At 71.0% G+C, this 26822-nt stretch carries 25 protein-coding genes; 18 read left to right on the plus strand and 7 right to left on the minus strand.

The genetic code is table 11. From position 1 onward, the window contains the following. The first annotated feature begins 17 nt into the window (after positions 1-17). Together EU555_RS36115 and EU555_RS12125 are read left to right on the plus strand one after the other, a co-directional pair. Positions 18-173 (plus strand): hypothetical protein, encoded by a 156-nt coding sequence (locus EU555_RS36115; protein WP_167858520.1) that lies wholly within the window; start codon positions 18-20, stop codon positions 171-173. Positions 174-221: 48 nt separating this feature from the next. Then, entirely contained in the window at positions 222-1232 is a 1011-nt protein-coding gene (locus tag EU555_RS12125) for an ABC transporter substrate-binding protein (protein ID WP_135414907.1), read from the plus strand. A gap of 232 nt (positions 1233-1464) precedes the next feature. Here the strand turns inward: EU555_RS12125 and EU555_RS12130 are convergent, their stop codons facing one another. From EU555_RS12130 to EU555_RS12150, 5 genes are all read right to left on the minus strand, one after another. Beyond that, positions 1465-2307, minus strand: coding sequence for an ABC transporter permease (locus tag EU555_RS12130; RefSeq protein ID WP_135414908.1), 843 nt, complete (start codon positions 2305-2307; stop codon positions 1465-1467). Then, complete coding sequence (locus tag EU555_RS12135; protein WP_425375110.1) at positions 2304-3227, minus strand: ABC transporter permease; 924 nt, start codon at positions 3225-3227, stop codon at positions 2304-2306. The genes EU555_RS12130 and EU555_RS12135 overlap by 4 nt, the downstream gene beginning before the upstream one ends. Next, complete coding sequence (locus EU555_RS12140) at positions 3224-4309, minus strand: ABC transporter ATP-binding protein (RefSeq protein WP_135414909.1); 1086 nt, start codon at positions 4307-4309, stop codon at positions 3224-3226. The genes EU555_RS12135 and EU555_RS12140 overlap by 4 nt, the downstream gene beginning before the upstream one ends. 51 nt (positions 4310-4360) lie before the next feature. After that, positions 4361-5536, minus strand: coding sequence for an ABC transporter substrate-binding protein (locus EU555_RS12145; protein WP_135414910.1), 1176 nt, complete (start codon positions 5534-5536; stop codon positions 4361-4363). Positions 5537-5771: 235 nt separating this feature from the next. Further along, positions 5772-6941 (minus strand): patatin-like phospholipase family protein, encoded by a 1170-nt coding sequence (locus tag EU555_RS12150; protein WP_167858523.1) that lies wholly within the window; start codon positions 6939-6941, stop codon positions 5772-5774. 348 nt (positions 6942-7289) lie between these two features. Between EU555_RS12150 and ispG the strand changes: the two genes are divergently transcribed. From ispG to EU555_RS12175, 5 genes are all read left to right on the plus strand, one after another. After that, the gene (gene ispG, locus EU555_RS12155) at positions 7290-8606 is read left to right on the plus strand and encodes a flavodoxin-dependent (E)-4-hydroxy-3-methylbut-2-enyl-diphosphate synthase (RefSeq protein ID WP_135414912.1); all 1317 of its coding nucleotides are present in this window, start codon (positions 7290-7292) and stop codon (positions 8604-8606) included. A 196-nt stretch (positions 8607-8802) separates the two neighbouring features. Further along, entirely contained in the window at positions 8803-10773 is a 1971-nt protein-coding gene (locus EU555_RS12160) for a potassium transporter Kup (protein ID WP_135414913.1), read from the plus strand. A gap of 7 nt (positions 10774-10780) precedes the next feature. Next, positions 10781-12001 (plus strand): bifunctional phosphopantothenoylcysteine decarboxylase/phosphopantothenate--cysteine ligase CoaBC, encoded by a 1221-nt coding sequence (gene coaBC, locus EU555_RS12165; RefSeq protein ID WP_135414914.1) that lies wholly within the window; start codon positions 10781-10783, stop codon positions 11999-12001. A gap of 100 nt (positions 12002-12101) precedes the next feature. Continuing rightward, positions 12102-12308, plus strand: a complete 207-nt coding sequence (locus EU555_RS12170) for a hypothetical protein (RefSeq protein ID WP_135414915.1) — start codon at positions 12102-12104, stop codon at positions 12306-12308. 124 nt (positions 12309-12432) lie between these two features. Next, complete coding sequence (locus EU555_RS12175; protein WP_135414916.1) at positions 12433-12918, plus strand: DUF3429 domain-containing protein; 486 nt, start codon at positions 12433-12435, stop codon at positions 12916-12918. 34 nt (positions 12919-12952) lie between these two features. Here the strand turns inward: EU555_RS12175 and EU555_RS12180 are convergent, their stop codons facing one another. Continuing rightward, positions 12953-14848: a sigma 54-interacting transcriptional regulator gene (locus EU555_RS12180; RefSeq protein WP_135414917.1), complete on the minus strand. Its 1896-nt coding sequence runs from the start codon at positions 14846-14848 to the stop codon at positions 12953-12955. A gap of 208 nt (positions 14849-15056) precedes the next feature. On the opposite strand from EU555_RS12180, the gene EU555_RS12185 reads away from it, so the two are divergent. Genes EU555_RS12185 through cynS form a run of 4 tightly spaced genes read left to right on the plus strand, consistent with a single transcriptional unit; the run spans position 15057 to position 18776 of the window. After that, positions 15057-16424, plus strand: coding sequence for a CmpA/NrtA family ABC transporter substrate-binding protein (locus tag EU555_RS12185; protein ID WP_135414918.1), 1368 nt, complete (start codon positions 15057-15059; stop codon positions 16422-16424). Between the two features lie 4 nt (positions 16425-16428). Beyond that, a complete protein-coding gene (ntrB, locus tag EU555_RS12190; protein WP_135414919.1) occupies positions 16429-17277 on the plus strand; it encodes a nitrate ABC transporter permease in 849 nt (282 codons plus the stop codon). Between the two features lie 5 nt (positions 17278-17282). Continuing rightward, complete coding sequence (locus tag EU555_RS12195; protein WP_205820894.1) at positions 17283-18239, plus strand: ABC transporter ATP-binding protein; 957 nt, start codon at positions 17283-17285, stop codon at positions 18237-18239. Between the two features lie 48 nt (positions 18240-18287). Further along, positions 18288-18776, plus strand: a complete 489-nt coding sequence (gene cynS / locus EU555_RS12200) for a cyanase (RefSeq protein ID WP_135414921.1) — start codon at positions 18288-18290, stop codon at positions 18774-18776. 350 nt (positions 18777-19126) lie between these two features. On the opposite strand, the gene EU555_RS12205 is transcribed toward cynS, so the two are convergent. Continuing rightward, positions 19127-19780 carry a glutathione S-transferase family protein gene (locus tag EU555_RS12205; RefSeq protein WP_135414922.1) on the minus strand — a complete coding sequence of 218 codons (654 nt, stop codon included), beginning with the start codon at positions 19778-19780 and terminating at the stop codon, positions 19127-19129. 255 nt (positions 19781-20035) lie between these two features. On the opposite strand from EU555_RS12205, the gene EU555_RS12210 reads away from it, so the two are divergent. The 7 genes from EU555_RS12210 to dxr all read left to right on the plus strand — a co-directional run bounded on the left by EU555_RS12210 (position 20036) and on the right by dxr (position 26815). Next, on the plus strand, positions 20036-21085 hold the full coding sequence (locus EU555_RS12210) for a 30S ribosomal protein S2 (RefSeq protein WP_135414923.1): 1050 nt from the start codon (positions 20036-20038) through the stop codon (positions 21083-21085). A 147-nt stretch (positions 21086-21232) separates the two neighbouring features. Further along, positions 21233-22156 carry a translation elongation factor Ts gene (gene tsf / locus EU555_RS12215; RefSeq protein ID WP_135414924.1) on the plus strand — a complete coding sequence of 308 codons (924 nt, stop codon included), beginning with the start codon at positions 21233-21235 and terminating at the stop codon, positions 22154-22156. Between the two features lie 221 nt (positions 22157-22377). Beyond that, the gene (gene pyrH, locus EU555_RS12220) at positions 22378-23151 is read left to right on the plus strand and encodes a UMP kinase (RefSeq protein ID WP_135414925.1); all 774 of its coding nucleotides are present in this window, start codon (positions 22378-22380) and stop codon (positions 23149-23151) included. Positions 23152-23291: 140 nt separating this feature from the next. Next, positions 23292-23855 (plus strand): ribosome recycling factor, encoded by a 564-nt coding sequence (frr, locus tag EU555_RS12225; protein ID WP_135414926.1) that lies wholly within the window; start codon positions 23292-23294, stop codon positions 23853-23855. A 91-nt stretch (positions 23856-23946) separates the two neighbouring features. Beyond that, on the plus strand, positions 23947-24774 hold the full coding sequence (locus EU555_RS12230; protein ID WP_135414927.1) for an isoprenyl transferase: 828 nt from the start codon (positions 23947-23949) through the stop codon (positions 24772-24774). A gap of 23 nt (positions 24775-24797) precedes the next feature. Next, the gene (locus tag EU555_RS12235; RefSeq protein WP_135414928.1) at positions 24798-25655 is read left to right on the plus strand and encodes a phosphatidate cytidylyltransferase; all 858 of its coding nucleotides are present in this window, start codon (positions 24798-24800) and stop codon (positions 25653-25655) included. Continuing rightward, the gene (gene dxr / locus EU555_RS12240; protein WP_135414929.1) at positions 25652-26815 is read left to right on the plus strand and encodes a 1-deoxy-D-xylulose-5-phosphate reductoisomerase; all 1164 of its coding nucleotides are present in this window, start codon (positions 25652-25654) and stop codon (positions 26813-26815) included. Before EU555_RS12235 ends, dxr begins: the two co-directional genes overlap by 4 nt. Positions 26816-26822 lie beyond the last annotated feature (7 nt).

The following is a 26822-nucleotide window of genomic DNA, read 5'->3' on the forward strand; positions in this document are numbered from 1 at the left end:
AATTCCAGAAGGTCCGCTTGCAGGCAATCAGCCCCAACGGGGTGACCCCCGACGGCCTTCCCGTTCAGGCGCCAACCAGTTTCGAGATCGCGGTCAATCTCAGGACCGCCAAGGCGCTCGGCCTCGCAATCCCGCCCTCGCTCCTGGCCCGCACCGACGAGGTGATAGAGTGAGCGAGGGGAGTTAGATTGGATGTCTTCGCCCGACGAGGGGCCGCTCACATGCGACGACGCGACGTTCTGAGTCTGACCGCGGCCCAGGTCGCCTCTGTGCTCTGGTCACGAGATGCGACATCGGCTGACAAGCTCCCGCGAGTCGTGTTCGTCACGCCCCTCGGCCGTTTCGTCGGCGCCCAGGACGGAGATGCCTGGAAAGGGCTCGTGACAGCCTTCCTCCAGGGTCTCCGTGAACTCGGCTATGTCGACGGCAGCACGATGAAGTTCGAGTTCTATTCGGGGGACGGCAAGGTCGGGCAAATCGACGAGATCGCGGCCCGCGTCCTTGCGACCTCGCCCGATGTCGTCCTAGCAGGGGGCGGCGGCGCCAACGAGGTTGCGCACGCCTTCAAGCGCCTGACGCGAACGGTGCCGATTGTCATGGCGAACAGCTCGGATCCCGTCCTGCAAGGCCTCGTGGCCAACCTGGCCCGCCCGGGCGGCAATGTCACGGGCTTCACTGGCAACACCGGGCCTGACTTCGAGGTCAAGAGGCTGGAGCTTTTGAGGGAGGTCGCTCCGGACGCTTCCCGGGTCGGCTACCTGGGACTGAAGATCGACTGGGAGAGCCCGGCTGCGGTTGCTGTCCGGAACGCCGCGGAGAAGCTCGGCGCAACGGTGATACATGCCGAGCACAGGTCCCTGGATTACGAGGGCGCCTTCGCGCACATCGCGCGGGAACAGTTGCGCGGCGTGTTGGTCGCACGAAACCCTTGGAACTTCTCGAACCGGCAGGCCATCACCGCCTTCGTGGCGAGCCGCCGGATCGCCGCGATCTACCCGACTCGGGAGTTCATCGAGGTTGCGGGCCTGATCTCGTACGGGCCGAGCCTGTTGGACCTCTATCGTCGCGCCGCGCGGTACGTCGACAAGATCCTGAAGGGCGAGAAGCCGGCCGACCTGCCCGTCGAGCAGCCGACCAAGTACGAGCTGGTCATCAACTCGAAAGCCGCCCAGCAGATCGGCATCGCCCTTCCAGCCTCCCTCCTCGCCCGCGCCGACGAGGTGATCGAGTAAGACGGCGTGACACAACCAGCCTGCTTTGCGCCTTGGCGCTGGCCGGGACAATTCAGGCGCACGCGGCGGGCAGCACCAGAGAGGGCGCAAAGCCGAAGATCCGCTTCCAGCCGATGAGCCAACTGCCGCTTTCCACCCCTTTCGAACCTTCGCACGGTCGAGCCGATCGGTCTCGACCCCGAAGCCCGACCCCATTCCGAGTCCGGAACGGGGTACAGGTCGGGAACCGGCCTCAATGGGCGCTCTGCTGCTTCGCCCGCGCCACGATCTGCGTCGGGTTGACGAACCTGAGCGCGATCACCAGCCAGACCAGCGTCACCGCCATGTAGACCACCGCCATCGCGTCGATCGACTGACCGGCCCGCACGCCGGCGGCGAAGACGGCGTAGTAGAGCGCCACGACGAGCGTCTGGCTCGTCGGCCCGGCGACCAGGAAGGTCAATTCGAACATCGCGATGGTGCGCACCAGCACCAGCAGCAGGGCGGCCAGGATGCCGGGGATCAGGAGCGGCAGGAGGATCCGCAGGAAGAGCTGGCGGGTGCCGGCGCCGAAGACCCGGGCCGCCGCCTCGATGCGCGGGTCGATCTGCTCGATGAACGGGATCATCACCAAGACCACGAAGGGCACGCTCGGCACGAGGTTGGCCAGCACCACGCCCCAGAGCGTGCCGGCGAGGCCCGCCTGGTAGAGCACCGTGGCGAGCGGGATGCCGTAGGTGATCGGCGGCACCAGCAGCGGCAGCAGGAAGACCAGCATCACCAGCCGCTTGCCCGGGAAGTCGCGCCGCGCCAGGGCGTAGGCCGCGGTGACGCCGAGGAGCCCGGAGAGGAAGACCACCAGGAACACGACCTGGAGCGTCACGATCAGCACCTCGCCGAGCTGGAACTCGTCCCAGGCCGAGGCGTACCAGCGCGTGGTGAAGCCAAGCGGCAGCCAAGTGCCGAGCCAGCGCGTGGCGAAGGAGTTGAGCACCACCGCGGCGATCATCGCCAGGAGGTTGAGGCAGAACAGCAGCGTGACGGCCCAGACCGCCATCCGCCACAGGCGCGAGCCGAGGCCGGTGTCGCGGATCATCCCTTGGTGCCTCCGACCGGGCCGGTATAGAGCAGGCTGCGCCCCCAGAGCAAAGCCGCCACGATGGCGAGCTGAACCGCGCCCATGATCATCGCGATCGCCGAGGCCAGGGAGTAGTCGTATTCCTCGAACGCCGCCTGGTAGGCCGCGATCGAGATCACCCGCGTGGCGCCCGCGGGTGCCCCGAGCAGCACCGCGGAGGGAAACACCGAAAAAGCCTGGACGAAGGACAGGCAGAAGGTGACGGCGAGGCCCGGCAGGATCAGCGGCAGGATCACCTTCGTGAAGCGCTGCCAGGCATTGGCCCCGTGGGTCGCCGCCGCCTGCTCGAGCGCCGGGTCGATGCCGGTGACCGAGGACAGCGTCAGCAGGAACGCGAACGGGAAGCCGGTGATGAGGAGCGAGGCGAAGACACCCCAGTAGTTGTTGGTGAGCTTGAGCGGACCCGCGATCACCCCGAGCCAGACGAGGGTGCGGTTGAACCAGCCCTGCGGCCCGAGGAAGTTGAGCAGGCCCTCCGCCACCAGCACGGTGCCGAGCGTGATCGGCAGGACCAGGATGGTGGTCAGCAGGCGCTGGCGGCGCATCAGCCGCACGCGCAGCGCGATCGGCACGGCGAGCGCCAGGTTGAGCACCGTGACCGGGAGCGCCAGGCGCAAGGTCGCGCCGATCGTGTCGTACAGGAACGGATCGGAGAAGAAGCGGGCGTAGTTCGCCCACCAGGCGCCGGCCTTCGGCTGCAGCGACAGCACGAGCCCGTAGGCGAAGGGATAGACGAACAGCCCGAGGATCGCGACGAGCGCCGGCAGCACCAGGAGCGTGGTGCCGTCGAGGCCGCGGGCGGACAGCCGCACCGAGAGCGGCGGCCTCTCGGCGGGGGATGCGGCCGGCGCCGCGGCGGGAAGCGAGGCGGACCTCACGCGGCCTCCCCGGGGAAGACCAGCACGCGGGGCGAGGCGGCGGCGAGGCGCAGGGCCTCGTCCTGCGCCACCAATCGGTCGGAGCGGAAGAACAGCTCGGTCCCGTCCTGGGTCACGGCGGTGCCGAAGAAGGCCCGCCCACGGTACTCCACGCTCGCGACCCGGGCCGGCAGGCCCTCGGAAGCGGGCGTCAGGTCCTCGGGGCGGATCGCCGCGACCGCCGGGGCGCCGGGGCTCAGGCTCTCCCGCAAGGTGCCGGAGAGGCGGGTGCCGCAGATCTCGACCTCGGCCCGCGCGCCCTCCACCGCGACCGTCCGGCCGCACAGGCGATTGCGGAAGCCCATGAAGTCGGCGACGTCCGGATGGGCCGGGCGCTCGTAGAGGTCTTCCGGCGTGCCGACCTGACGGATGCGCCCGTCGCGCATCACCACGACGCGGTCGGCCATCGAGAGGGCCTCGTCCTGGTCGTGGGTGACGTAGATCGTGGTGGAGCCGATGGCGTCGTGGATGCGGCGGATCTCGGCCCGCATCTCGAGGCGGAGCTTGGCGTCGAGGTTCGACAGCGGCTCGTCCATCAGCACCACCGGCGGCTCGATCACGATCGCCCGGGCGATGGCGACCCGCTGCTGCTGGCCGCCGGACATCTGGCCCGGGAGCTTTCCCGCCTGCGACTGCAGCCGCACGAGGGCGAGCGCGTCGTCGACGCGCCGCGCCGCCGCCTCGCCCTTGATGCCCCGCATGGCGAGGCCGAAGCCGACATTCTTCGCCACGTTCATGTGAGGGAACAGGGCGTAGCTCTGGAAGACCATGCCGAAGCCGCGCTCCTCGGGCTTGAGCCGGTCGATGCGGCGCTCGCCGAGATGGATCGACCCGCCGGTGAGGGGCAGGAGCCCGGCGATGCAGTTGAGCGCCGTCGACTTGCCGCAGCCCGACGGCCCGAGGAGGGCGATGAACTCGCCCCCCCGGATCGTCAGGTCGAGCCCGTCGAGGGCGGTCATCGCGCCGAACCGGCGGCTCAGGCCGCTCAGCCGCAGATCCTGCGGCGCGCGCAGATCCTGCGGCGCCTCGTGGTGGCGTGGCATCCGGTTCCTCTCCTGCCGCGTCGCGCCTCTTTCGGTCTCCGGACGCGGTTGCTATCGCTTCTTGCCGGAGCCGACCTGCTCGTCCCAGCGGCGGAAGGCCACCACCAGCTTGTCGGGGTCGAGCGGCATCTCGATCGGGGTCTCGGCGATCATCCGGTCGTATTCCGGCCGGCCGAACTCCTTGAGCGCGGCGCGGCTCTCGGGCGGGGCCATGTCGAGGGTGACGCCCTTCACGGCGGGGCCCGGATAGAAGTAGCCCTCGTCGTAGGTGTAGGCCTGCTGCGCCGGCTGGAGCAGGAAGGCCATCAGGTCGAGGATGACCGCGAGCTTCTCGTCCGGCACGCCCTTCGGCACCGCCATGTAGTGGGCGTCCGCGACCCAGCGGAACCCTTTGAGCGTGCCGACCTTGGCCTCCGCAGGCACGACGCCGAGCACCCGCGGGTTGATGTCCCAGCCGGTGGTCGAGACGATGATGTCGCGGCTCCCTTCGCCGAGCTCCTTCATCGTCTGCGAGGTGCCGCCCGGATAGTAATCGACCGTCTCGCCGATCGCCCTGAGGTACTCCCAGGTCCTGTCCCAGCCCTTGTCCGGGTCGGTCGGATCCTTGTCGCCGAGGATGTAGGGCAGGCCCATGATCCAGGTGCGGCCGGGGCCCGAATTGGCCGGGCGGGCATACATGAACTTGCCCTTGTTCTGGCGCGCCCAGGCCAGAAGCTCGTCCGCCGTGGTCGGCACGGCCTTCACGCGGTCGGGCATGTACTCGATCAGCGGGCCCGACGGATACCAGGCGACGCACAGGCCCTGGTCCTGCGCCAGGCCGTTCAGCCGGAGCGCGGCGGGCTGGTAGATCTCGGCGGGCTTCGGCAGCTGGCCGGCATGGGGCTTCAGGTCGACCCACAGCTTCTGCTCGATGCCGGCGGCGATGCCGTCGGTGCCGGTGAGCACGAGGTCGATGTCGACCCGGCCCGCGGCCTGCTGCGCCTTGAGCTTCGAGGGCAGCTCGGGCGCCGGCGCCTTGGTGAAGGCGAAGCGCGAGACGATGCCGGGCCGCGCCCGCCGATAGGCCTCGATCGCCTTCTGGGTCAGGGCGAGGTTGCCGGCGACGTCGACCACCGTCACGACGACGGGCGACTTCGGCAGGGCGAGCTGGGCCCGGGCCTGCCCGGCGACGGCGAGCCCCGCCCCGGCCGCGAGCCCCGCGACCGCGCTGCGGCGTGTGATCGTCATGTTTCCCCCGTTGGCTCTCGCGCGGGCTCTGCCGGCCCCTGATCGGCGACGGATCGGACCGTCGCCGGCACCTTACGGGAATCGCCCGCCAGTGCCACGGCGCGGCTGCCCCGCATCATGCCGCGCATTGGTGCACTAATATTTCAGCCCGTCAAGCCTGCCGCTGCGGGAGGGCGACCGTCACACGAACCTGAACCCTCCCCCGCCGAGGGGGGCAGGGTTCAAGCGGCGCGTCTCAGGTATACATCGCCTTCAGGTCCAGGGTGCTCTCGCGCCCGACCGCATCGTAGTTCTGCTCCAGCCACGCCTTCGCGGATTCGCGACCGGCGTCGCGAAGTTCCAGGAAGAACGGCCACTGCGCCCGCAGGCGCGAGGAGGCCGAGGCGTCGTCGAGGGCGCCGCCGCTGCCGTCGATGCGGTGGAGCAGCACCTGCTTGTAGGCGTTGGAGCGCCCGAGCACCCCGTCGTCGATCAGGCCGTCGACGAAGTCGATCGCCCGCAATTCGCGCAGCAGGTTGGCGTTGAAGGTGATCTCGTTGAGCCGGTCGCGGATCTCGGTCGGGCTGCGGGGCGTCTCGCGGCGCTCGACCGGGTTGATCTGGACGAGCAGGATGTCGCGCGACCGGGCGCCGTGATAGAGGGGATAGAGCGGCGGGTTGCCGAGATAGCCGCCGTCCCAGTGCGGCACGCCGTCGATCTCGACCGCCTGGAAGACCGTCGGCAGGCAGGCCGAGGCCATCAGGTGGTCGACCGTGAGGTCGGGGCGCTCGAACACCGCCATCTTGCCGGTCCAGACATTGGTGGCCGAGATGAACAATTCGGCCGGTCCGTCGCGGCGCACCGCCTCGAAATCGACCGTGTCGGCGAGCGCGCGCTTGAGCGGATTGATGTTGAGCGGGTTCGACGTGTAGGGGCTGGCGACGGCGTTCCAGAAGGCCCCGACGGGCGTCGTCTTCCAGAAGCTCATCACCCCGTCGACGACGGTCTGCTGCGCCTGCGGCAGGTCGGCGTCGAAGCTGACCTCGCGCCAGAACGCCTCGAGCCGCGCGCGTGCGCCGTCGGGGCCGCCGCGCAGCCAGCCATCGACCAGGACGACGGCGTTCATGGCGCCGGCGCTCGCCCCGGTGATCGCCTCGAAGGCGAGGCGGCCATCCTCGATCAGGGCGTCGAGCACGCCCCAGGTGAAGGCGCCGTGGGCGCCGCCGCCCTGGAGCGCGAGGGCGATCGCCTTCTCGGCCCGGGGGCCGACGAGGCCGCGACCCAGGGGCCCGGAGGCCGCCTGGGGCCCGGAGGGGGCGTGTGGGCCGGAAGCGGCCTGCGGGCGGGAGGCGCGGTCATCCGCGCTCCGGTCCGTGTCGTGGAGTGAGGCTGAGTCCGTCATGGACGGGAATGTGGCGTGTTGCATCGCAAAAGCAAATGGTGCGGTGCAACGTCGCGCTGCGGAACCCGGGCGTGGCCTTCCCGGTGTCACGTGCCGGTGTCACGCGCTTGACGCGCGCGGCCGGCATCCTCAGCTAAGGCGCGGCTCGGACGCGCGGCGGGGTTATTCCCCGGCGAGGAAGCCCGGGACAGGAATTCGGCAAGGATGTCGCGGCTTTTCCCTCAGGACCGACGTAGCCCGTTGATCACGCCGGGCTTTCATGCAGGGGAGGCGATTTCCACCGCGGCCGGAAATGCTCTAGACGGGTGGCACGCCGCGACCGACGCGACCCCGTCACACGACCCTCTGCGAACGACCCCCTGAAGGTATCCGATGGAAGCCATGGAAGCCCTCGCCCCGGCAGACGCCGCTCCCGAGATCGCCGGCCCGAGTCCCCGGCACCGCACCGTCGGCGTCCGGATCGGCGAGGGCGAGGGCGCGGTGGTGATGGGCGGCGGCGCCCCGATCGTCGTGCAGTCGATGACCAACACCGACACGGCCGACGTCGACGCCACGGTGGCGCAGGTGGCGGCCCTCGCGCGGGCCGGCTCCGAGGTCGTGCGCATCACCGTCGACCGCGACGAGGCCGCCGCCGGCGTGCCGAGGATCCGCGAGCGCCTCGACCGCATCGGGGTCACCGTCCCGCTCGTCGGCGACTTCCACTATATCGGCCACAAGCTCCTGACCGACCATCCGGCCTGCGCCGAGGCGCTGGCCAAGTACCGGATCAACCCGGGCAATGTCGGCTTCAAGGAGAAGAAGGACCTGCAGTTCGGCACCATCGTCGAGCTGGCCGCCCGCTACGGCAAGGCCGTGCGGATCGGCGCCAACTGGGGCTCCCTCGACGAGGCGCTCCTCACCCACATGATGGACGAGAACGCCCGCTCGGCTCGTCCCCGCGACGCCCGCGCCGTCATGCGCGAGGCGATGGTGCAGTCCGCCCTCCTCTCCGCCGACCGGGCGGTGGAGATCGGCCTGCCGAAGGACCGGATCGTGCTCTCCGCCAAGGTCTCGGCGGTGCAGGACCTGATCGCGGTCTACCGCGAGGTGGCGCGCCGCTCCGACTACGCCATCCATCTCGGCCTGACCGAGGCCGGCATGGGCTCGAAGGGCATCGTGGCGGCCTCCGCGGCGATCGGCGTGCTGCTCCAGGAGGGCATCGGCGACACGATCCGCTACTCGCTCACCCCGGAGCCCGGCGGCGACCGCACCGTCGAGGTGAAGGTGGCCCAGGAGCTGCTCCAGACGATGGGCTTCCGCACCTTCGTGCCGCTGGTGGCCGCCTGCCCGGGCTGCGGGCGGACCACCTCGACGGTGTTCCAGGAGCTCGCCCGCGACATCCAGAACTGGATCACCACCTCGATGCCCGAGTGGCGCAAGACCTATCCGGGGGTCGAGGGGCTGAACGTCGCCGTGATGGGCTGCATCGTCAACGGACCGGGCGAGTCGAAGCACGCCGATATCGGCATCTCGCTACCCGGCACCGGCGAGACCCCGACCGCCCCGGTCTTCATCGACGGCAAGAAGGCGATGACCCTGCGCGGCCCGACGCTCGCCAAGGACTTCGAGGGCATCGTCATCGACTACATCGAGCGCCGCTTCGGCAACGGGTCCGACAAGGGACTGGGCCGCCGCAGCGCCGCCGAGTGAGGCGGTCGACCGCCCGAATCCGGTTACGGAGGGGCAGGCGCGCCGCCTTGCGCGCCCCCGGGCCCGTGCTACAATCTTGCCACATTCGAGCCCGGCGGACGCGCCGGGCCGAGAAGGATTCGAGCCCGCCCCCCGGCCCAGCAGCGCGCTTGGCGGCATTACTCCCGGCCGCCCGCGGGCGCATCCCCGAACAGACATGACACAGTCAGCCGCACCCACGGGCGGACCCGTCGCGCCGCCCGATTCCGTGACCCCGCCGAGCGGCGGCCCGCCGACCAAGGCGGGCAGCGTCGACGAGGCCGAGGGCCACGGACATGCCCAGGCGAGCTTCTGGACGCTCTTCCTCGGCTCCGTCGGCGTCGTCTACGGCGACATCGGCACGAGCCCGCTCTACGCCTTCCGGGAGGCCCTCGCCCCCGGCAGGGCCGACGGCGTGCTCACCAGCGAGGAGGTGCTCGGCACCGTCTCGCTGCTGCTCTGGGCCCTCGTGCTCATCGTCACCATCAAGTACGTCCTGCTGCTCCTGCAGATGGACAACAAGGGCGAGGGCGGCATCCTCTCGCTGATGGCGCTCGCCCGCAAGGCGCTGGGCGGCTCGCACATCGTGTTCATGCTGGGCCTGTTCGGCGCCGCCCTGTTCTACGGCGACGCGATCATCACCCCGGCGATCTCGGTCCTGTCGGCGGTGGAGGGCCTGAAGCTCGTCACGCCGGCCCTCGAGCACTACGTGCTGCCGATCACCATCGCGATCATCCTGCCGCTGTTCCTGGTCCAGAGCCGGGGCACCGCCCGGATGGCGACGTTCTTCGGCCCGATCATGCTGGTGTGGTTCTCGGTGCTGATGCTGGCGGCGCTGCCGCACATCGCCCGCACGCCGCAGGTGCTGTGGGCGCTCAACCCCTGGCACGCGGTGCACTACCTCCTCGGCCACGGCACCGGGGCGCTGGTGGCGCTCGGCGCCGTCTTCCTGGCGGTGACCGGGGCCGAGGCCCTGTTCGCCGATCTCGGCCATTTCGGCCGCCGGCCGATCCAGACCGCCTGGATCGCCCTCGTCGGCCCGGCGCTGGCGCTCAACTATCTCGGCCAGGCGGCCCTCGTGCTGTCGAACCCCGACACGACCGACCCGTTCTACCAGCTCGTGCCGGAATGGGGCCTGCTGCCGATGGTGCTGCTCGCCACCGCGGCCACCGTCATCGCCAGCCAGGCGGTGATCACCGGCGCCTTCTCGCTCTCGCGCCAGGCGGTGCAGCTCGGCCTGCTGCCGCGGCTCGAGATCCGCCACACCTCGGAGGCGCATTCGGGCCAGATCTACCTGCCGCAGATCAACACCCTGCTGATGTTCGGCGTGGTCATCCTGGTGGTGCTGTTCCGCTCCTCCTCGGCGCTGGCCTCGGCCTACGGCATCGCCGTCACCGGCACGATGCTGATCACCGCCGGCCTCGCCTTCCTGGTGCTGTGGCGGGTCTGGAAGTGGTCGCCGCTGGCCGCCGGCGCCGTCATGGTGCCGTTCATCACCGTCGAACTGCTGTTCCTGGTCTCGAACCTGCTGAAGGTCTTCGAGGGCGGCTACATGCCGCTGCTGCTCGCCGGCGTGCTGGTGGTGCTGATGTGGACCTGGGTGCGCGGCGTCACCATCCTGTTCAACAAGACCCGCAAGACCGACGTGCCGCTGACCGAGCTCGTCGCCATGCTGGAGAAGAGCCCGCCGCACCACGTCCGCGGCACGGCCGTGTTCCTCACCAGCGACCCTCAGACGGCGCCGGCGGCGCTGTTGCACAACCTGAAGCACAACAAGGTGCTGCACGAGAAGAACGTCGTGCTCACCGTCAAGACCATCGACCTGCCGCGCCTCAACGATGCCGACCGGGTCCGGATCGAGCCGATGGGGCCGCATTTCTGGAAGGTCGTGATGAAGTTCGGCTACATGGAATCGCCGAACATCCCGAAGGGCCTGGCGCTGCTGCGCAAGCAGGGCTTCAAGTTCGACATCATGGCGACGTCGTTCTTCCTGTCGCGGCGCTCGATCCGCCCGGCGGCCCAGTCCGGCATGCCGCTGTGGCAGGACCGGGTGTTCATCACGCTGGCCCGCAACGCCAACGATGCGACGGACTTCTTCCAGATCCCGACCGGGCGCGTGGTCGAGGTCGGCACCCAGGTGACGGTGTAGCCGCCGGATGGGTGCGCTTGCCGGCAAACGGGTGCTCCTCGTCATCGGGGGCGGGATCGCGGCCTACAAGTCCCTCGACCTGATCCGGCGCCTGCGCGAGCGCGGCGCCGCGGTGCGCTGCGTGCTGACGAAGGGCGCGCAGGAATTCGTGACGCCGCTGGCCGCCGCCTCGCTCGCCGGGCAGCGCGCCCATACCGACCTGTTCGACCGGGCCGACGAGGCCGATATCGGGCACATCCGGCTCGCGCGCGACGCCGACGCCGTGGTGGTGGCGCCCGCCACCGCCAACCTGATGGCGCGGCTGGCCGGCGGCCACGCCCCCGATCTCGCCTCGACGGTGCTCCTCGCCACCACCCTGCCGATCCTGATCGCTCCGGCGATGAACGTGCGGATGTGGCTGCACCCGGCGACGCAACGCAACCTGGCGGTGCTGCAGGGCGACGGCGTCGCGGTGGTGGGGCCGAATGTCGGGCGGATGGCCGAGGCCGAGACGGGCCCGGGCCGGATGGCCGAGCCCGAGGAGATCGCGGACGCCGTCGAGGCGCTGCTGGCGAGGTCGAACGGCGAGAAGCCGCTCGCGGGCCGCCACCTCCTCGTCACCTCGGGGCCGACCCACGAGCCGATCGACCCGGTGCGCTACCTCGCCAATCGCTCCTCGGGCAAGCAGGGCCACGCCATCGCGGCCGCCGCCGCGGCGGCCGGTGCCCGCGTGACGCTGGTCTCGGGCCCCGTGACCCTGGCCGATCCCCCCGGCGTCACGGTCGTGCGGATCGAGAGCGCCCGCGAGATGCTGGCGGCGGTGGAGGCGGCGTTGCCCGCCGACATCGCGGTCTTCGCCGCCGCCGTCGCCGACTGGCGCCCGGCCGCCTTCGGGGGCGAGAAGATCAAGAAGGGGCCGGAGGGCCCCCCTCCCCTGACGCTGACCGAGAATCCCGACATCCTGGCCACCATCGCGCGCCGTACGGAGGGCCGTCCGCCCCTGGTGGTGGGCTTTGCCGCCGAGACCACCGACGTGATCGCGCATGCCCGAGCCAAGATCGCCCGCAAGGGCTGCGACCTCATCGTCGCCAACGACGTCTCGGCCGCGACCGGCGTGATGGGGGGCGACCGCAACAGCGTCCACCTGATCGGCCGCGACGGCAGCCTCGAGACCTGGCCGACGCTCGCCAAGGACGAGGTGGCGCGCCGCCTCGTCGCGCGGCTCGCCGAGCTCGTCCCCTCCCCCTGAGGCAAGATATCGCCGGCTCGGCGGTGGGCGCGCGGCGATCCGGCATTATCTCTCCTCCTCCCCAATGGGGAGGCCGCTCCCCCGCACCCGGGAGGCCGCCTTGCCCACCATCCTCGTCGTCACGCTGATCTGCGCCTCCTCCCTGGCGGCAAAGGACTGCACCCGCGACACCGCCCAGGACGTGATGACCCACCCGGCCCACTCGCCGCAGGAATGCATGCTGCTCGGCCCCGCCATCGCGGCCGGCACCGGCCGCGGCACCGAGGCCGGAACTTATGTGAAGACGCTCTGCGAGCGGCGGCGCTGAGTCGGAACGGCCTCGATGCGCGCCGCATGGTCGCGCTCACCACTCCCCCGGACCGACGTTGATACTCGTGCCAGTATTTGACGCGGTCGCGGCGACGCGGATCGCAGCAGCGGGGACGGTGACGATGCAAGACGACGCGACCGGGCGCACGCTCACCGTCCACGAGCCGCGGGCCGTGCCGTGGCTCAGCGTCGCGCTGGGCTTCGGCCCGATGCTGCCCTTCGTGGCGGGGGCTTTGGCCGCCTGGGTGCTGGGAGGCGATCTCGGCCGGATTGCCGTCACGCTGACGCTCCTGTGGGGCGCCGCGATCCTGCTGTTCTTCTCCGGGGTCCGCCGCGGGGTCAGCTTCCGCACCGAGGGCGGCGCGACGGCGGCGCAGATCGCCACGATGATCGCGCTGTTCGTCCTCGGCCTCGGCGCCGTGCTGGCGGTGGCGCTGGTACGCGAGGCCGCCGCCGCCCTGCTCCTGATCGCCGGCTTCGTCCTGGTCGCGGTGCTCGACCCGATCGCGGCGCGGCGCGGGGAGGCGCCCCTGTTCTTCGCGCGCCTGCGCCCGATCCAGATGCCGATCGCGGTCGTGAGCCTCGTCGCGCTCCTCGCCTGCCTCTGAGCGGACGCGCGGACAGGCCCGGCAGGGGAGGCGGTCACCGGGCCGGACCGGCCGCCCGGATCCCCATCGCCTTCATCCGCGAGGCGAGCGTCGTCGGCTTGAGGCCGAGCAGGGCGGCGGCGCCGTTCGGGCCGGAGACCCGGCCGCCGCAAAGCGCCAGCGCCTGCACGATGGCGGCGCGGTCGCGGGACCGGCGCTCGGCCTCGGTCGGCGGCGCCTCGGCGGGTGGGGCCGAGGCCGGTGCCGGCCCGGCGGCGAGGGGGGCGTCGGCGTCCGGCAGATCGAGGCGCAGGCGCCCGCGGGTCGACAGGATCGCGGCGCGCTCGATCACGTTCTCGAGCTCGCGCACGTTGCCGGGCCAGGCATAGGCGGTGAGCCGCCGCCCGTCGCCCTCGGTCAGGCGCAGGTCGGCCAAGTTGAGGCGGCGGCCGACCCCACGCAGCACGTGCTGGGCGATGAGGACGATGTCCTCCGGGCGGTCGCGCAGGGGCACCGCCGCGACCGGGAAGACGTTCAGCCGAAAATACAGATCCTCGCGGAAGCGCCCGCGCCGGACCTCCGCCGCGAGGTCGCGGTTGGTGGCGGCGATCAGCCGGACGTCGACGCGGCGGGTGCGCTCGTCGCCGACGCGCTCGAACTGGCGCTCCTGCAGCACCCGCAGAAGCTTGCCCTGGAGGTCGAGGGGGATCTCCCCGACCTCGTCGAGGAAGAGGGTGCCGCCATCGGCGAGCTCGAAGCGCCCGACCCGGTCGCGCAAAGCCCCCGTGAAGGCGCCCTTGGCGTGGCCGAAGAACTCGCTCTCGAACAGCTCGCGCGGCACCGCCGCGCAATTGACCCGGATCAGGGGCCGCTCGCGGCGCCGGCTCGCCTCGTGGATCGCCCGGGCGATCAGCTCCTTGCCGGTGCCGGATTCGCCGGTGACCAGCACGGTGGCGTCGGTGCCGGCGACGAGGTCGATCTGGCGCCGGGTGCGCTCGATCGCCGGGCTGCGGCCGATGATGCCCTGGTGGTGGCTCTCCTGGCGGATCTCCTCCTTCAGGTAGGCATTCTCGAGTTCCAGGCGCCGGCGCAGGGTCTCGACCTCGGCGAGCGCCGAGCGCAGGCGCTCCTCGGCCTCGCGGCGATGGGTGATGTCGCGAAACACGATCACCGCGCCGAGGAGCCGGCCGCGGTCGCGGATCGGCGTCGAGGTGTACTCGACGTGGATCGGCGTCCCGTCGCGGCGCCAGAACACCTCGCTGTCGACCTGATGCACGGCGCCGTCCCGGAAGGCGGCGTAGATCGGGCAGGCGTGGTGGGGGTAGTGGCTGCCGTCCTGGTGGCTGTGGTGGACGGTGGCGTGCATGTCGCGCCCGACGAGGTCGGCGGCGCTCCAGCCCAGCATCCGCTCGGCGGCCGGGTTGATGAAGGTGGTGATGCCGTCGGCGTTGACGCCGTAGATCCCCTCCCCGGCCGCCCGCAGGATCAGCTGGTTCTCGCGCTCGATATCGCGAAAGATCCGCTCCATGCGCTGCCATTCCGGGATGCCGGCCCGCATGTGCCGGTCGGCCTCGGCGTCGATCAGGCGGCGGCGGCGCTCGTCGAGGTCCGCGAGCTGGATCAGCAGCCCGGCCCGGCCGCCGAGGTCGATCGGCGCCGCCTCGTATTCGAGGTGCAGGGCGTGGCCGGCGGCGTGGCGCGGCGTCAGCGCGTGGGTCCAGGCGCGCCCCTGGGCGAGGGCCCCTTGGGTGAACACGATCAGGCCCGGGAGCTGATCGGGGTGGAGCGCGCTCGCCCGCATCGCCCGCAAGGCATGCCGGTCGTAGCCGAGCAGGCGCTCGGCCGCCGGGTTGGCGTCCAGCACCGCGTCGGCATCGGGATCGAGGATCAGCATCGCCTCGGGCGCGGCCTCGAAGGCCGGGCCGGGGGAGAGACGGGTGGGCTGCGCCATGACGGGCTGGCTTTCGGGCGGCGGGACCGCATCGCCGCGGGATACGAGATCTCGTCAATCCTGTCACGACTTTTCGTCAATGACGATTTCTCGCGAGTCGCGGGCATTTCGGTTAAGCGACTGCGACAAGACGCGTTTTCAGTTCCGCCACGTCTGGCACGCCCCTTGCCAAACCGTTAACGAGCAACCCGGCCGGGCGAGGTCATCCATGGCGCTGTTCGACGATCCCTTCGAGTCCCGCACCCGTCTGTCGCGCCGGGGCTGCGCCTGCGGCCGGCACGAGAGCCAGGCCGCGCACGACGCGGCGCAGGTGCCCCCCTCGGGCGACGCGCAGGTCGAGCGGGTGGTCGAGGGCGCGATGATGCGGGCCCTGTTTCCCCGCGACGCGACCCGCCGGGCCTTCCTCACGGCGGTCGGCGCCGGCACGGCGCTGGCCGCCCTCAAGGAGGCGCTGCCCCTCGGCCTCATCGGCGAGGCCTTCGCGCAGGCGGGCGCCCCGGAGAAGAAGGACCTGAAGGTCGGCTTCATCCCGATCACCTGCGCGACGCCGATCATCATGGCGTCGCCGATGGGCTTCTACGCCAAGCAGGGCCTCAACGTGGAGGTCGTCAAGACCGCCGGCTGGGCGGTGGTGCGCGACAAGACCCTCAACCGCGAATACGACGCCGCCCACATGCTGGCGCCGATGCCGCTCGCCATCACGCTCGGCCTCGGCTCGAACCCGATCCCCTTCGCGGTGCCGGCGATCGAGAACATCAACGGCCAGGCGATCTGCCTGTCGCTCAAGCACAAGGACAAGCGCGACCCGAAGGACTGGAAGGGGTTCAAGCTCGCAATCCCGTTCGACTACTCGAACCACAACTACCTGCTGCGCTACTACCTGGCCGAGCACGGGATCGACCCCGACACCGACGTGCAGTTGCGCTCGGTGCCGCCGCCCGAGATGGTCGCGAACCTGCGGGCCGACAACATCGACGGGTTCCTGGCGCCCGACAACGTGGTGCAGCGCGCGGTCTATGACGGCGTCGGCTTCATCCACATCCTGTCGAAGGAGATCTGGGACGGGCATCCCTGCTGCGCCTTCTCGGTGGCGCAGGACGTGGTGCGTGAGATGCCGAACGCCACCGCGGCCCTCATGCGCGCCATCATCGAGGCGACCGCCCACGTGGCGAAGCCTGAGAACCGCAAGGCGGTGGCCGAGGCGATCGCCCCGGCGAACTACCTCAACCAGCCGGTGACGGTGGTGGAGCAGGTGCTCACCGGCACCTTCGCGGACGGCCTCGGCAAGGTGCGCAAGGACCCGAACCGCATCGGCTTCGACCCCTTCCCGTGGGAGAGCTTCGCGGTCTGGACGCTGACCCAGATGAAGCGCTGGGGCCAGATCAAGGGCGACATCGACTACCAGGCGGTGGCCCGCCAGGTCTACCGCGCCACCAACGCCGAGACGCTGATGCGCCAGGCCGGCCTCACCCCGCCGACGGCCACCACCAAGACCTTCGTGGTGATGGGCAAGACCTTCGATCCGGCCAAGCCGAAGGAATACCTCGAGTCGTTCAAGATCAGGCGGGCGGGCTGACGTCATGCGCCGGCCCGCCTCCTCCCTCGCCTTGCGCGCCGCGATCCTGTCGGTCGGGTTCCTCGCCGCCTTCCTGCTGGTCTGGCAGGTCGCCACCCACGGCGTCGGCCGGACCGAGGCGATGGATCCCGACTACGCCGCGCTGATGGGCCAGACCGCCACCACCGGCAAGTCGGCGATGCCGGGCCCGGCGGAGGTCGGCGCCACGATCTGGCGCCACCTCAAGGACCCGTTCTACGACCGCGGGCCCAACGACAAGGGCATCGGCATCCAGCTCGCCTACTCGATCGGCCGGGTGGCGCTGGGCTACGGCCTCGCCGTGCTGGTGGCGATCCCGATCGGCTTCCTGATCGGCATGTCGCCGCTGATCGGCCGGGCCCTCGACCCGTACATCCAGCTCCTCAAGCCGGTCTCGCCCCTCGCCTGGATGCCGCTCGCCCTCTACACGATCAAGGATTCCGGGCTCTCGGCGATCTTCGTGATCTTCATCTGCTCGCTGTGGCCGATGCTGATCAACACCGCCTTCGGGGTCGCGTCGACCCGCAAGGAATGGCTCAACGTCGCCCGCACCCTCGAGGTCGGCCCCTTCCGCCGCGCCGTCACCGTGGTGCTGCCGGCCGCCGCCCCCACCATCCTCACCGGCATGCGGATCTCGATCGGCATCGCCTGGCTGGTCATCGTGGCGGCCGAGATGCTCGTGGGCGGCACCGGCATCGGCTACTTCGTCTGGAACGAGTGGAACAACCTCTCGATCACCAACGTGATCACGTCGATCCTGGTGATCGGCCTCGTCGGCATGCTGCTCGACCAGGGGCTCGCCCGGGCGCAGCGCCTCGTCACCTTCCCGGAGTGACGCGCATGGCGGCCCTCATCCCGTTCCGCCCCGCCCCCTCCCCCGGGCTTCGCGCCATCCCCGGACACAGACCCATGTCGGACGACAAGTACATCTCGATCGAGGGGATCGCCCGCCGCTATCCCGCCCCCGGCGGCGGGCGGACCACGGTGTTCGAGGATTTGTGGCTGCCGATGCGGCGGGGCGAGTTCGTCTGCATGATCGGCCATTCCGGCTGCGGCAAGACGACGGTGCTCAACATCCTGGCCGGCCTGGAGGCGCCGAGCGAGGGCGTGGTGATCGCCGCCGGCCGGGAGATCACCGGCCCGAGCCTCGATCGCGCGGTGATCTTCCAGGGCCACGCCCTGCTGCCCTGGCGCACGGTTCTGGGCAACGTCGCCTACGCGGTGTCCTCGCGCTGGCGCAAGGCCGGCAAGGCCGAGGTCGAGGAGCGGGCGCGGGCCGCCATCGCGACGGTCGGCCTCGCGGGCTCGGAGCACAAGCGGCCGGCGGAGCTGTCGGGCGGCATGAAGCAGCGCGTCGGCATCGCCCGGGCGCTCGCCATCGCCCCCAAGATGCTCCTGATGGACGAGCCGTTCTCGGCCCTCGACGCGCTCACCCGCGGCACGCTGCAGGACGAGGTGCGGCGGATCTGCCTCGAGACCGGCCAGACCGTGTTCATGATCACCCATGACGTCGACGAGGCGATCTACCTCGCCGACCGGATCGTGCTGATGACCAACGGGCCGGGCGCCCAGGTGGCGGAGATCGTCGAGAACCCGCTGCCCAAGGCCCGCGACCGCGCCGCCCTGCACCACGCCCCCGGCTACTACGCGTTGCGCAACCACCTGATCGACTTCCTGGTGACGCGCAGCCGCAGCTTCAAGGATGCGCGGCCGGCCGATTACGACCCGCGCCACCCGCCGGTCGTGCGCCCCACCCTCTCGGATTCCGACGCCGCCGCGATCGCGGCCTCGGCGTGATCGCCGCGATCGCGGCCAGACCCCCTTCACCCCACGGGAGAGACCCCCATGAAGCGCGCAGACCTCACGGAAAAGCTCCTCGACATCAAGCGCGAGAAGGGCTGGACCTGGAAGTACATCCAGGACGAGATCGGCGGCATCTCGCCGATCCTGATCACCGCCGCCTGCATGGGCCAGATGAAGCTGCCCAAGGCCCAGGCCGCCAAGGCCGCCGCCCTGTTCGGCCTCAGCCAGGCCGAGGAGCGGATGCTGAACGAGGCGCCCTATCGCGGCTCGATCCCGCACATGCCGCCGACCGATCCCCTGATCTACCGCTTCTACGAGCTGGTGATGGTCTACGGCACCACCTGGAAGGAGCTGATCCAGGAGGAGTTCGGCGACGGCATCATGTCGGCGATCGACTTCAACATGACCATGGAGCGCGAGCCCAACAACAAGGGCGACCGCGTCAAGATGCAGATGTCGGGCAAGTTCCTGCCCTACAAGTATTACGGCAACGAGGAGGGCGTGCCGGAATACGGCTTCAAGGAGCCGTAGCAACCGGGCCGGGTCGCCTGACCCCATGAGGGCGACCAATGAAGGAAGATAAAGGAAGTGGCACTCCTCCCCTCTCCCGTGTGGGAGAGGGGCCGGGGGATCGAAGATCCCGCACGGGCCTGCGGCCCGCGTGAGGGTGGCGCGCTTCCGACTAAAGCTCAGACCGTCGAGCTGGCAGCGGGAAGTTCAGTGTTTGATACTGAACCGTCTCCACCCTCGCGCGATCTGCGATCGCCCCTACCCCTCTCCCACACGGGAGAGGGGATCTCGCGCCACATACTTCTATTTTCCTGCTTCTATTCTTCCGGCGCTTTTCCCGGACCGCGCGCGGCGATCCGGCGTCCCCAGGCTCACCCCGCCGCCGCCGCGTGCTCCGCCGCCAGCGCAGCGTCCCGGGCGGCGACCCGGGCCACCGCCGGCCGGGCGGCGTGGCGGGCGACGTAGGCCTTGATCTCCGGGGTCTGGGGCACGAGGCCGAACTGCGTGGTCCAGGACAGGGCCATGCCCCACAGGAGGTCGGCGGCGCTGAAGCGCTCGCCGAGCAGGTAGGGACCCTGGCGGAGCTGAGCGTTGACCGTCTCCATCACGGTCTCGTAGCGGCCGTAGGGCGACATCGCCAGAGGCGGCGCGTCGAGGTTCCGGGCCCGGTCGACCACCGCCGGCTCGAAGCAATTGCCGTAATACACCATCCAGCGCAGATACGGCCCGCGCAGCGGATCGCCGATGGCCGGCGCGAGGCCCGCCGCCGGGAAGAGGTCGGCGAGGTAGAGGGCGATGGCGGCCTGCTCCGTCACCAGGGCGTCGCCGTGGCGCAGGGCCGGCACCTTGCCCATCGGGTTGACCGCCAGGTAGGCGGCGCCGCGCTGCTCGCCCGCCTTCATGTTGAGCACCAGGACGTCGTAGGGCGCCCCGATCTCCTCCAGGAACAGGAGGGCGCCGGACGAGCGGGTATTGGGCGAATGGTAGAGGGTGAGGCGATCCGCGCTGCTCTGATCCTGGCTCATCCGGCGTCTCCGTGATTCGCGGGCGGACAGGGTGGGGTCCGGGGCGCCGACCCGGCAAGGGGCAGGCGAGCGCCGGGCGCCGCCTTGCCTTCGGGGGCTCGATCGGATAAAGGCCCGCCCATCCCACACGCGGAGCCGGCCTCATGCCTGAATGAGGCGTTTCCGGTGGCCGGCTTCCTGGCCCTGTCTCTCGGCAAGGTCCTCGTTGCGCCGGTCGCTTCCTCCGCGGCGGATCAACCGGAGAGAACAACGATCATGGCCCTTCCCGACTTCACCATGCGCCAGCTGCTCGAGGCCGGCTCGCATTTCGGCCACCAGGCGCACCGCTGGAACCCGAAGATGCAGTCGTACATCTTCGGCACCCGCAACAACATCCACATCATCGACCTCGCCCAGACCGTGCCGGCCCTGCACCAGGCGCTGCAGGCGGTGAGCGACACCGTCGCCAAGGGCGGCCGGGTGCTGTTCGTCGGCACCAAGCGCCAGGCGGCCGACACGATCGCGGACGCGGCCAAGCGCTCGGCCCAGTACTACGTGAACTCCCGCTGGCTCGGCGGCACGCTGACCAACTGGAAGACCATCTCGGGCTCGATCCAGCGTCTGCGCAAGGTCGACGAGATCCTCGCCGGCGGCGGCCAGGGCCTCACCAAGAAGGAGCGCCTGATGCTGTCCCGCGAGAAGGACAAGCTCGAGAAGGCGCTCGGCGGCATCAAGGACATGGGCGGCGTGCCCGACCTGCTGTTCGTGATCGACACCAACAAGGAGCAGCTGGCGATCAAGGAGGCCAACCGCCTCAAGATCCCGGTGGCGGCGATCGTCGACACCAACTGCAACCCGGACGGCATCACCTACGTGGTCCCGGCCAACGACGATGCCGGCCGCGCCATCGCGCTCTATTGCGACCTCGTCGCCCGGGCGGCGATCGACGGCATCTCGCGCGGCCAGGGCGCGCTCGGCATCGACCTCGGCGAGTCCGACGAGCCGATGGCCGAGGAGCTGCCGCCGGTCGCCAACGAGCCCGAGGTCGCCGCGATCGACATCTCGGAGCCCTATGTCGGCGAGCCCTTCGAGCTCCTGGCCGCCCCGCGCGGCGCGCCGGACGACCTGACCAAGCTCACGGGCGTCGGCCCGCAGCTGGTGCAGAAGCTCAACGACGCGGGCATCTACCACTACTGGCAGGTCGCCGCGATGTCGGCTGAGGACATCGCCAAGGTCGACGGCGAGCTGAAGCTCAACGGCCGGATCGACCGCGACGGCTGGGTGAACCAGGCCCGCGGCTTCGTCGAGGCCGCTGCCGCGGCTTAAAGCACCGGCACGGATCCCGCGCGGGCCGCGTTGTCCCGCCGACCTGACGACCTTTCACAGCCCGGCGCCGCCATGGCGCCGGGCTCCCTTTATCCGCCGACCGGCGCCTCTCGGGCGCGCCGGGGCGACAATCGAGAGGAACCCACGATGGCCAACATCACGGCAGCGATGGTCAAGGAGCTGCGCGAGAAGACCGGCGCGGGCATGATGGACTGCAAGTCGGCCCTCAACGAGACCGCGGGCGACCTCGAGGCGGCCGTGGACTGGCTGCGCAAGAAGGGCCTCGCCAAGGCCGCCAAGAAGGCCGGCCGCGTGGCTGCCGAGGGCCTGGTCGCGGTCGAGTCCGCCGGCCACCACGCCGCGGTGGTCGAGGTGAACTCCGAGACCGACTTCGTCGCCCGCAACGACAGCTTCCAGGCCTTCGTGCGCGAGGCGGCGAAGCTGGCGCTCAACGCCCAGGGCAGCGTCGAGGCCCTCGAGGCGGCCCGCTTCCCCGGCTCCGAGACCACCGTCAAGGACAAGCTGCAGGAGCTGATCGCCACGATCGGCGAGAACATGACCCTGCGCCGCGTCGCCAAGCTCCAGGTCGAGAAGGGCCTGATCGCGTCCTACGTGCACAGCCAGGTCTCCGAGGGCCTCGGCAAGATCGGCGTGCTGGTCGCCCTCGAGTCGCCCGGCGACGTCGGCTTCCTCGGCCAGCTCGGCCGCCAGATCGCCATGCACGTCGCGGCGACGAACCCGGTGGCGCTCGACGCCTCGGGCGTCGATGCCGCCACGGTCGAGCGCGAGAGCAACATCCTGCGCGAGAAGAACGCCGGCAAGCCGGACCACGTGCTGGCCAAGATCGTCGAGAGCGGCCTGAAGAGCTACTACAAGGAGGTCACCCTCCTGGAGCAGCCCTTCGTGCACGACACCTCGAAGACGGTCGCCCAGGTGCTCAAGGAGGCCGAGGGCAAGGCCGGCGGCTCGCTGAAGCTCACCGGCTTCGTGCGCTACGCGCTGGGCGAGGGCATCGAGAAGGAAGAGGCCCCGGACTTCGCCGCCGAGGTGGCGGCGGCGGCCAAGGGCTGATCGCGAGGGCCGGTCGCGCTCACACGCGAATCAAGCGAGACAGGGGGGCCCGCCGGTGCGGGTCCCCCTTTTTCGTACCCGCGCCTCATGCTTTCGGGCCGCCGATTCCGGCCGGCCGGCGCCTCGACGGGCCCGGATCGACAGGCTAGAAACCGGCCGACTCGCCATTGACACAAGACGCCGACGGCGGCCGCCCCTCGCGGGCGGCCAGAGGAGCGCCCATGTCGGAATACCCCCTGCCGGACCATTCCCTGCCGGAGCCAGCCCTGGCGAAACCCGGTCTGACCCCGTTCCGCCGCGTGCTGGTGAAGCTCTCCGGCGAGGCCCTCGCCGCCCCGGACGGCTACTGGCTGCATCCGCCGACCCTGGCGGCGCTCGCCGACGACATCGCGCTGGCGGTCCATCGCGGTTTCCAGATCGCCCTGGTGGTCGGCGGCGGCAACGTCATCCGGGGCGCCCGGGTCTCGGCCGCGGGCTGGATCGACCGGGCCACCGGCGACTCCCTCGGCATGATGGCGACCGTTATGAACTCGCTGGCGCTCGAGACGGCGCTCAACGCCGCGGGCGTCACCGCCCGCACCATGTCGGCGGTCTCGATGCCGACGATCTGCGAAACCTATGCCCGCCAGCCGGCCCTGCACCACCTCGACAAGGGCCAGGTCGTGGTGCTGGCCGGCGGCACCGGCAACCCGTACTTCACCACCGACACCGCCGCGGTCCTGCGCGCCGCCGAGCTGAAATGCGACGCGGTGCTGAAGGCCACCCAGGTCGACGGCGTCTATTCCGCCGACCCGAAGACGAATCCGGACGCGGTGCGCTACGAGCGCCTGAGCCACGACGAGGCGATCGCCCGCGACCTCAAGGTGATGGACACCGCCGCCTTCGCCCTCGCCCGCGACGGCGGGCTGCCGCTGATCGTCGGCTCGGTCCACGCCCCGAGCTCGGTGACGGCGATCCTCACCGGAAGCGCGCCCTCGACGCTCGTGGCGCCTTGAAGCTCCGCGGAGGCGGGCGGGACTCCGCTCCTGACGATTTGCGGCAGGTCGGGTTTTGGTTCATTGAAGCCGGATCAGGGTGGACCCGTCGCGGGCGCCACCCTCCCCATTCTCCTCAAGACGCCTCGGGACGCGCAGGAATGGCCACTCCCTCCTTCGATCTCAACGACCTCAAGCGGCGCATGCAGGGCGCCCTGAACTCGCTCAAGCACGACCTCGGCTCGCTGCGCACCGGGCGGGCCAGCCCGTCGCTGCTCGACCCGATCCAGGTCGACGCCTACGGCGCCGCGATGTCGATGGCGCAGGTCGCGACCATCAGCGTGCCGGAGCCGCGCCTCCTCAGCGTCTCGGTCTGGGACCGCGGCATGGTGTCGGCGGTCGAGAAGGCGATCCGCGAATCCGACCTCGGCCTCAACCCGATGACCGAGGGCCAGACCATCCGGCTGCGCATCCCCGAGATGAACGAGCAGCGCCGCAAGGAGATGGTCAAGGTCGCGCACAAATACGCCGAGGAGGCCCGCGTCGCGGTCCGCCACGTCCGCCGCGACGGCCTCGACCTCCTGAAGAAGCTCGAGAAGGACGGCGCGATCAGCCAGGACGACGAGAAGCGCCAGGCCGACCAGGTGCAGAAGGCGACCGACCAGCACATCGCCGAGGTCGATCAGACCCTGGCGGCCAAGGAGAAGGAGATCATGCAGGTCTGAACGCCCAGGCCGGCATGACGGGCCGGGTCAAGTGGACGAGCGCGTGGGGAGCGCGGGGCCGGACACCGGCTCCGCCGGGGTCGGGGCCACAATGGCAGGCGACAGCGAGACGGTGACCCTGCTGGACGCAGGCCAGGCCGAGGACCCGCAGGCGGCGTGCCCCGGGCCGCTGCCGGGCGGCACCGTGACGGACGGGGCCGCCCCCGGACCGATGCCTCGGCACGTCGCCATCATCATGGACGGCAACGGCCGCTGGGCCGCCCGCCGCGGGCTGCCGCGGGTCGAGGGCCATCGCCGCGGGGTCGAGGCGGTGCGCCGGGCGGTGCGCTCGGCGATCGACCTGCGGATCCCGTTCCTCACGATCTACAGCTTCTCGTCCGAGAACTGGCGCCGGCCCGCCGCCGAGGTGGCGGACCTGATGGGCCTGCTCAAGCTGTTCGTGCGCCGCGACCTCGCGGAGCTGCACGCCAACGGCGTCCGGGTGCGGATCATCGGCGAGCGCGAGGGCCTGCCGGGCGACATCGCGGGCCTCCTGCGCGAGGCCGAGGAGCGCACCGCCCGCAACACGCGGCTGACCCTGGTGGTGGCGTTCAACTATGGCGGGCGCCAGGAGATCCTGCGCGCGGTGCGGACCCTCGCCGCGGCGGTGGCGGCGGGGCGCCTCGCCCCCGACGCCATCGACGCCGCGGCGCTCACCCGGGCCCTCGACACCGACGGCATCCCCGACCCCGACCTCGTGATCCGCACCTCCGGCGAGCAGCGGGTGTCGAACTTCCTGACCTGGCAGACCGCCTATTCCGAGTTCGTGTTCGTGCCGGATTTCTGGCCGGACTTCGACCACGCCACCTTCCTGGCGGCGATCGGCGAGTACCAGAACCGCGACCGCCGCTTCGGCGGCCTCAGCGCCCGGGCGGGCTGATGGCGGGCCGGGACCGCACCAACATGCCCCGTCCGAACACGCCCGGCACGGGCCGCCCGGCCTGGCCGGCGACGGAGCTCGGCGCCCGCACGGTGTCGGGCATCGTGCTCGGCCTCCTGGTGCTCGGCGCGACCCTCAACGGCGGCTGGATCTTCGCGGTGATCTGGTTCCTCGCCGGCCTCGCGGTCGTCGGCGAGTGGCTCGCCATCACCCGCACCGCACCCCACCGGCCGCTCCTGGCGCTCGCCGGCCTCGTCCTCGCCGGCGTGGTGGCGGGGGCGCGGCTCGCCGCTCCCCTCCCCTGGCTCCTCGGCGCCGTCGCGGCCGGCCTCGCCCTGCTGGCGCTCCTCGCCCGGCCGGCCGCGGGCCGGGTCTGGGCGCCGGCGAGCCTCGCCTGCGCGCTCGTCGTCGCGCTGGTGCCGGTCGCCTTGCGCGACGATCCCCGGATCGGGCTCGCCGGCCCGCTCTGGCTATTCGGCGTGGTCTGGACCACCGACATCGCCGCCTACTTCACCGGCCGCGCCTTGGGCGGGCCGAAGCTGTGGCCGGCGGTGAGCCCCAAGAAGACCTGGTCGGGCTTCTGCGGCGGCCTCCTCGGGGCGACGATCGTCGGGGGCGCGGTCGCGACGGGCGCCCGCCATCTCGGCGCCACCGAGGCCCTGTCGCTGCCCTTAGCCTGCGCCCTCTCGGCGCTGGGCTCGGTGATGAGCCAGGGCGGCGACCTCGCCGAATCGGCCCTCAAGCGCGCCTACGGCGCCAAGGATTCCGGCCGCCTGATCCCGGGCCACGGCGGCGTGATGGACCGCCTCGACGGCTTCTTCGCCGCGGCCCTCCTCGCCGGCCTCCTGCTCGTCGGCCTCACTCTCAACGGATCGTCATGACCCTCACCGTCTCCGTCCTGGGCGCGACCGGCTCGATCGGGCGCTCGACCGCCGACCTGCTCGACCAGCACCGGGACCGCTTTCGGGTCGGCGCCGTGGCGGGCGGCCGCGACGCGGTGGCGCTGGCCCGCGTCGCCCGGGAGCTGAACGCCGATTTCGCGGCGATCGCCGACCCCGACGGTCTCCCGGCCCTGCGCGACGCGCTGTCGGGCTCCGGCATCGCCAGCGGCGCAGGCCCCTCGGCGGTGATCGAGGCGGCGACCCGGGACGCCGACCTCGTGGTCGCGGCAGTGAGCGGGGCGGCGGGCTTGAGCCCCACCTGCGCGGCGATCCGCCAGGGCCGCACGGTGGCGCTCGCCAACAAGGAGAGCCTGGTCTGCGCCGGCGACGCCTTCATGCGCGACGCCAGGACATACGGCGCACGCATCCTGCCGATGGATTCCGAGCACAACGCCCTCGCGCAAAGCATCGGCGAGGGCCGGATCGACGACATCACCCGGATGACCATCACGGCCTCGGGCGGGCCGTTCCGGACCGCGACCCGGGAGCGGATCGCCGCCGCCACCGCCGCCGACGCCGCCGCCCACCCGACCTGGTCGATGGGCATGAAGATCAACATCGATTCGGCCACCCTGATGAACAAGGGGCTGGAGCTGATCGAGGCGCACCACCTGTTCGGGATCGAGGCGGAGCGCCTCGACGCCGTCGTCCATCCGCAATCGATCGTCCACGCCCTCGTCACCTGGCGCGACGGCGCCGTGACGGCCGGGCTCTACCTGCCGGACATGCGGGTGCCGATCGCTCACTGCCTGGGCCTCGGCGAGCGCCTGTCCATCGCCCGCGGCCGACCTCTCGACCTCGCGGCGACCGGCAGCCTCACCTTCGAGCGGCCGGACGAGGAGCGGTTCCCCTGCCTGCGCATCGCGAAGGGCGCGCTCGCCGCCGGCGGCGCGCAGCCGACCGTGATGAACGCGGCCAACGAGATCGCGGTCGCGGCGTTCATCGCCGGCAAGATCGGCTTCTACGACATCGCCACCCTGGTCGAACGGGCCTGCGAGCACTTCGCGGCGCGCCTGAGGGAGGCGCCCGCCGATGTCGAGGAGGCGCTCGCGATCGACGCCGAGGTGCGCCGCTGGAGCGAGGCGGCGCTCGCGGCCTAGACCTCCC

The sequence above is a fragment of the Methylobacterium nonmethylotrophicum genome, from assembly GCF_004745635.1.
Lineage (GTDB): Bacteria > Pseudomonadota > Alphaproteobacteria > Rhizobiales > Beijerinckiaceae > Methylobacterium > Methylobacterium nonmethylotrophicum.

What these genes read in the sequence shown, in the direction of transcription:
- EU555_RS12125 (WP_135414907.1), top strand. Translation starts at nt 222, where the DNA reads ATGCGACGACGCGACGTTCTGAGTCTGACCGCGGCCCAGGTCGCCTCT.
- EU555_RS12130 (WP_135414908.1), bottom strand. Translation starts at nt 2,307, where the DNA reads ATGATCCGCGACACCGGCCTCGGCTCGCGCCTGTGGCGGATGGCGGTC.
- EU555_RS12140 (WP_135414909.1), bottom strand. Translation starts at nt 4,309, where the DNA reads ATGCCACGCCACCACGAGGCGCCGCAGGATCTGCGCGCGCCGCAGGAT.
- EU555_RS12145 (WP_135414910.1), bottom strand. Translation starts at nt 5,536, where the DNA reads ATGACGATCACACGCCGCAGCGCGGTCGCGGGGCTCGCGGCCGGGGCG.
- EU555_RS12150 (WP_167858523.1), bottom strand. Translation starts at nt 6,941, where the DNA reads ATGCAACACGCCACATTCCCGTCCATGACGGACTCAGCCTCACTCCAC.
- ispG (WP_135414912.1), top strand. Translation starts at nt 7,290, where the DNA reads ATGGAAGCCATGGAAGCCCTCGCCCCGGCAGACGCCGCTCCCGAGATC.
- EU555_RS12160 (WP_135414913.1), top strand. Translation starts at nt 8,803, where the DNA reads ATGACACAGTCAGCCGCACCCACGGGCGGACCCGTCGCGCCGCCCGAT.
- coaBC (WP_135414914.1), top strand. Translation starts at nt 10,781, where the DNA reads ATGGGTGCGCTTGCCGGCAAACGGGTGCTCCTCGTCATCGGGGGCGGG.
- EU555_RS12175 (WP_135414916.1), top strand. Translation starts at nt 12,433, where the DNA reads ATGCAAGACGACGCGACCGGGCGCACGCTCACCGTCCACGAGCCGCGG.
- EU555_RS12180 (WP_135414917.1), bottom strand. Translation starts at nt 14,848, where the DNA reads ATGGCGCAGCCCACCCGTCTCTCCCCCGGCCCGGCCTTCGAGGCCGCG.
- EU555_RS12185 (WP_135414918.1), top strand. Translation starts at nt 15,057, where the DNA reads ATGGCGCTGTTCGACGATCCCTTCGAGTCCCGCACCCGTCTGTCGCGC.
- ntrB (WP_135414919.1), top strand. Translation starts at nt 16,429, where the DNA reads ATGCGCCGGCCCGCCTCCTCCCTCGCCTTGCGCGCCGCGATCCTGTCG.
- EU555_RS12195 (WP_205820894.1), top strand. Translation starts at nt 17,283, where the DNA reads ATGGCGGCCCTCATCCCGTTCCGCCCCGCCCCCTCCCCCGGGCTTCGC.
- cynS (WP_135414921.1), top strand. Translation starts at nt 18,288, where the DNA reads ATGAAGCGCGCAGACCTCACGGAAAAGCTCCTCGACATCAAGCGCGAG.
- EU555_RS12205 (WP_135414922.1), bottom strand. Translation starts at nt 19,780, where the DNA reads ATGAGCCAGGATCAGAGCAGCGCGGATCGCCTCACCCTCTACCATTCG.
- EU555_RS12210 (WP_135414923.1), top strand. Translation starts at nt 20,036, where the DNA reads ATGGCCCTTCCCGACTTCACCATGCGCCAGCTGCTCGAGGCCGGCTCG.
- tsf (WP_135414924.1), top strand. Translation starts at nt 21,233, where the DNA reads ATGGCCAACATCACGGCAGCGATGGTCAAGGAGCTGCGCGAGAAGACC.
- pyrH (WP_135414925.1), top strand. Translation starts at nt 22,378, where the DNA reads ATGTCGGAATACCCCCTGCCGGACCATTCCCTGCCGGAGCCAGCCCTG.
- frr (WP_135414926.1), top strand. Translation starts at nt 23,292, where the DNA reads ATGGCCACTCCCTCCTTCGATCTCAACGACCTCAAGCGGCGCATGCAG.
- EU555_RS12230 (WP_135414927.1), top strand. Translation starts at nt 23,947, where the DNA reads ATGGCAGGCGACAGCGAGACGGTGACCCTGCTGGACGCAGGCCAGGCC.
- EU555_RS12235 (WP_135414928.1), top strand. Translation starts at nt 24,798, where the DNA reads ATGCCCCGTCCGAACACGCCCGGCACGGGCCGCCCGGCCTGGCCGGCG.
- dxr (WP_135414929.1), top strand. Translation starts at nt 25,652, where the DNA reads ATGACCCTCACCGTCTCCGTCCTGGGCGCGACCGGCTCGATCGGGCGC.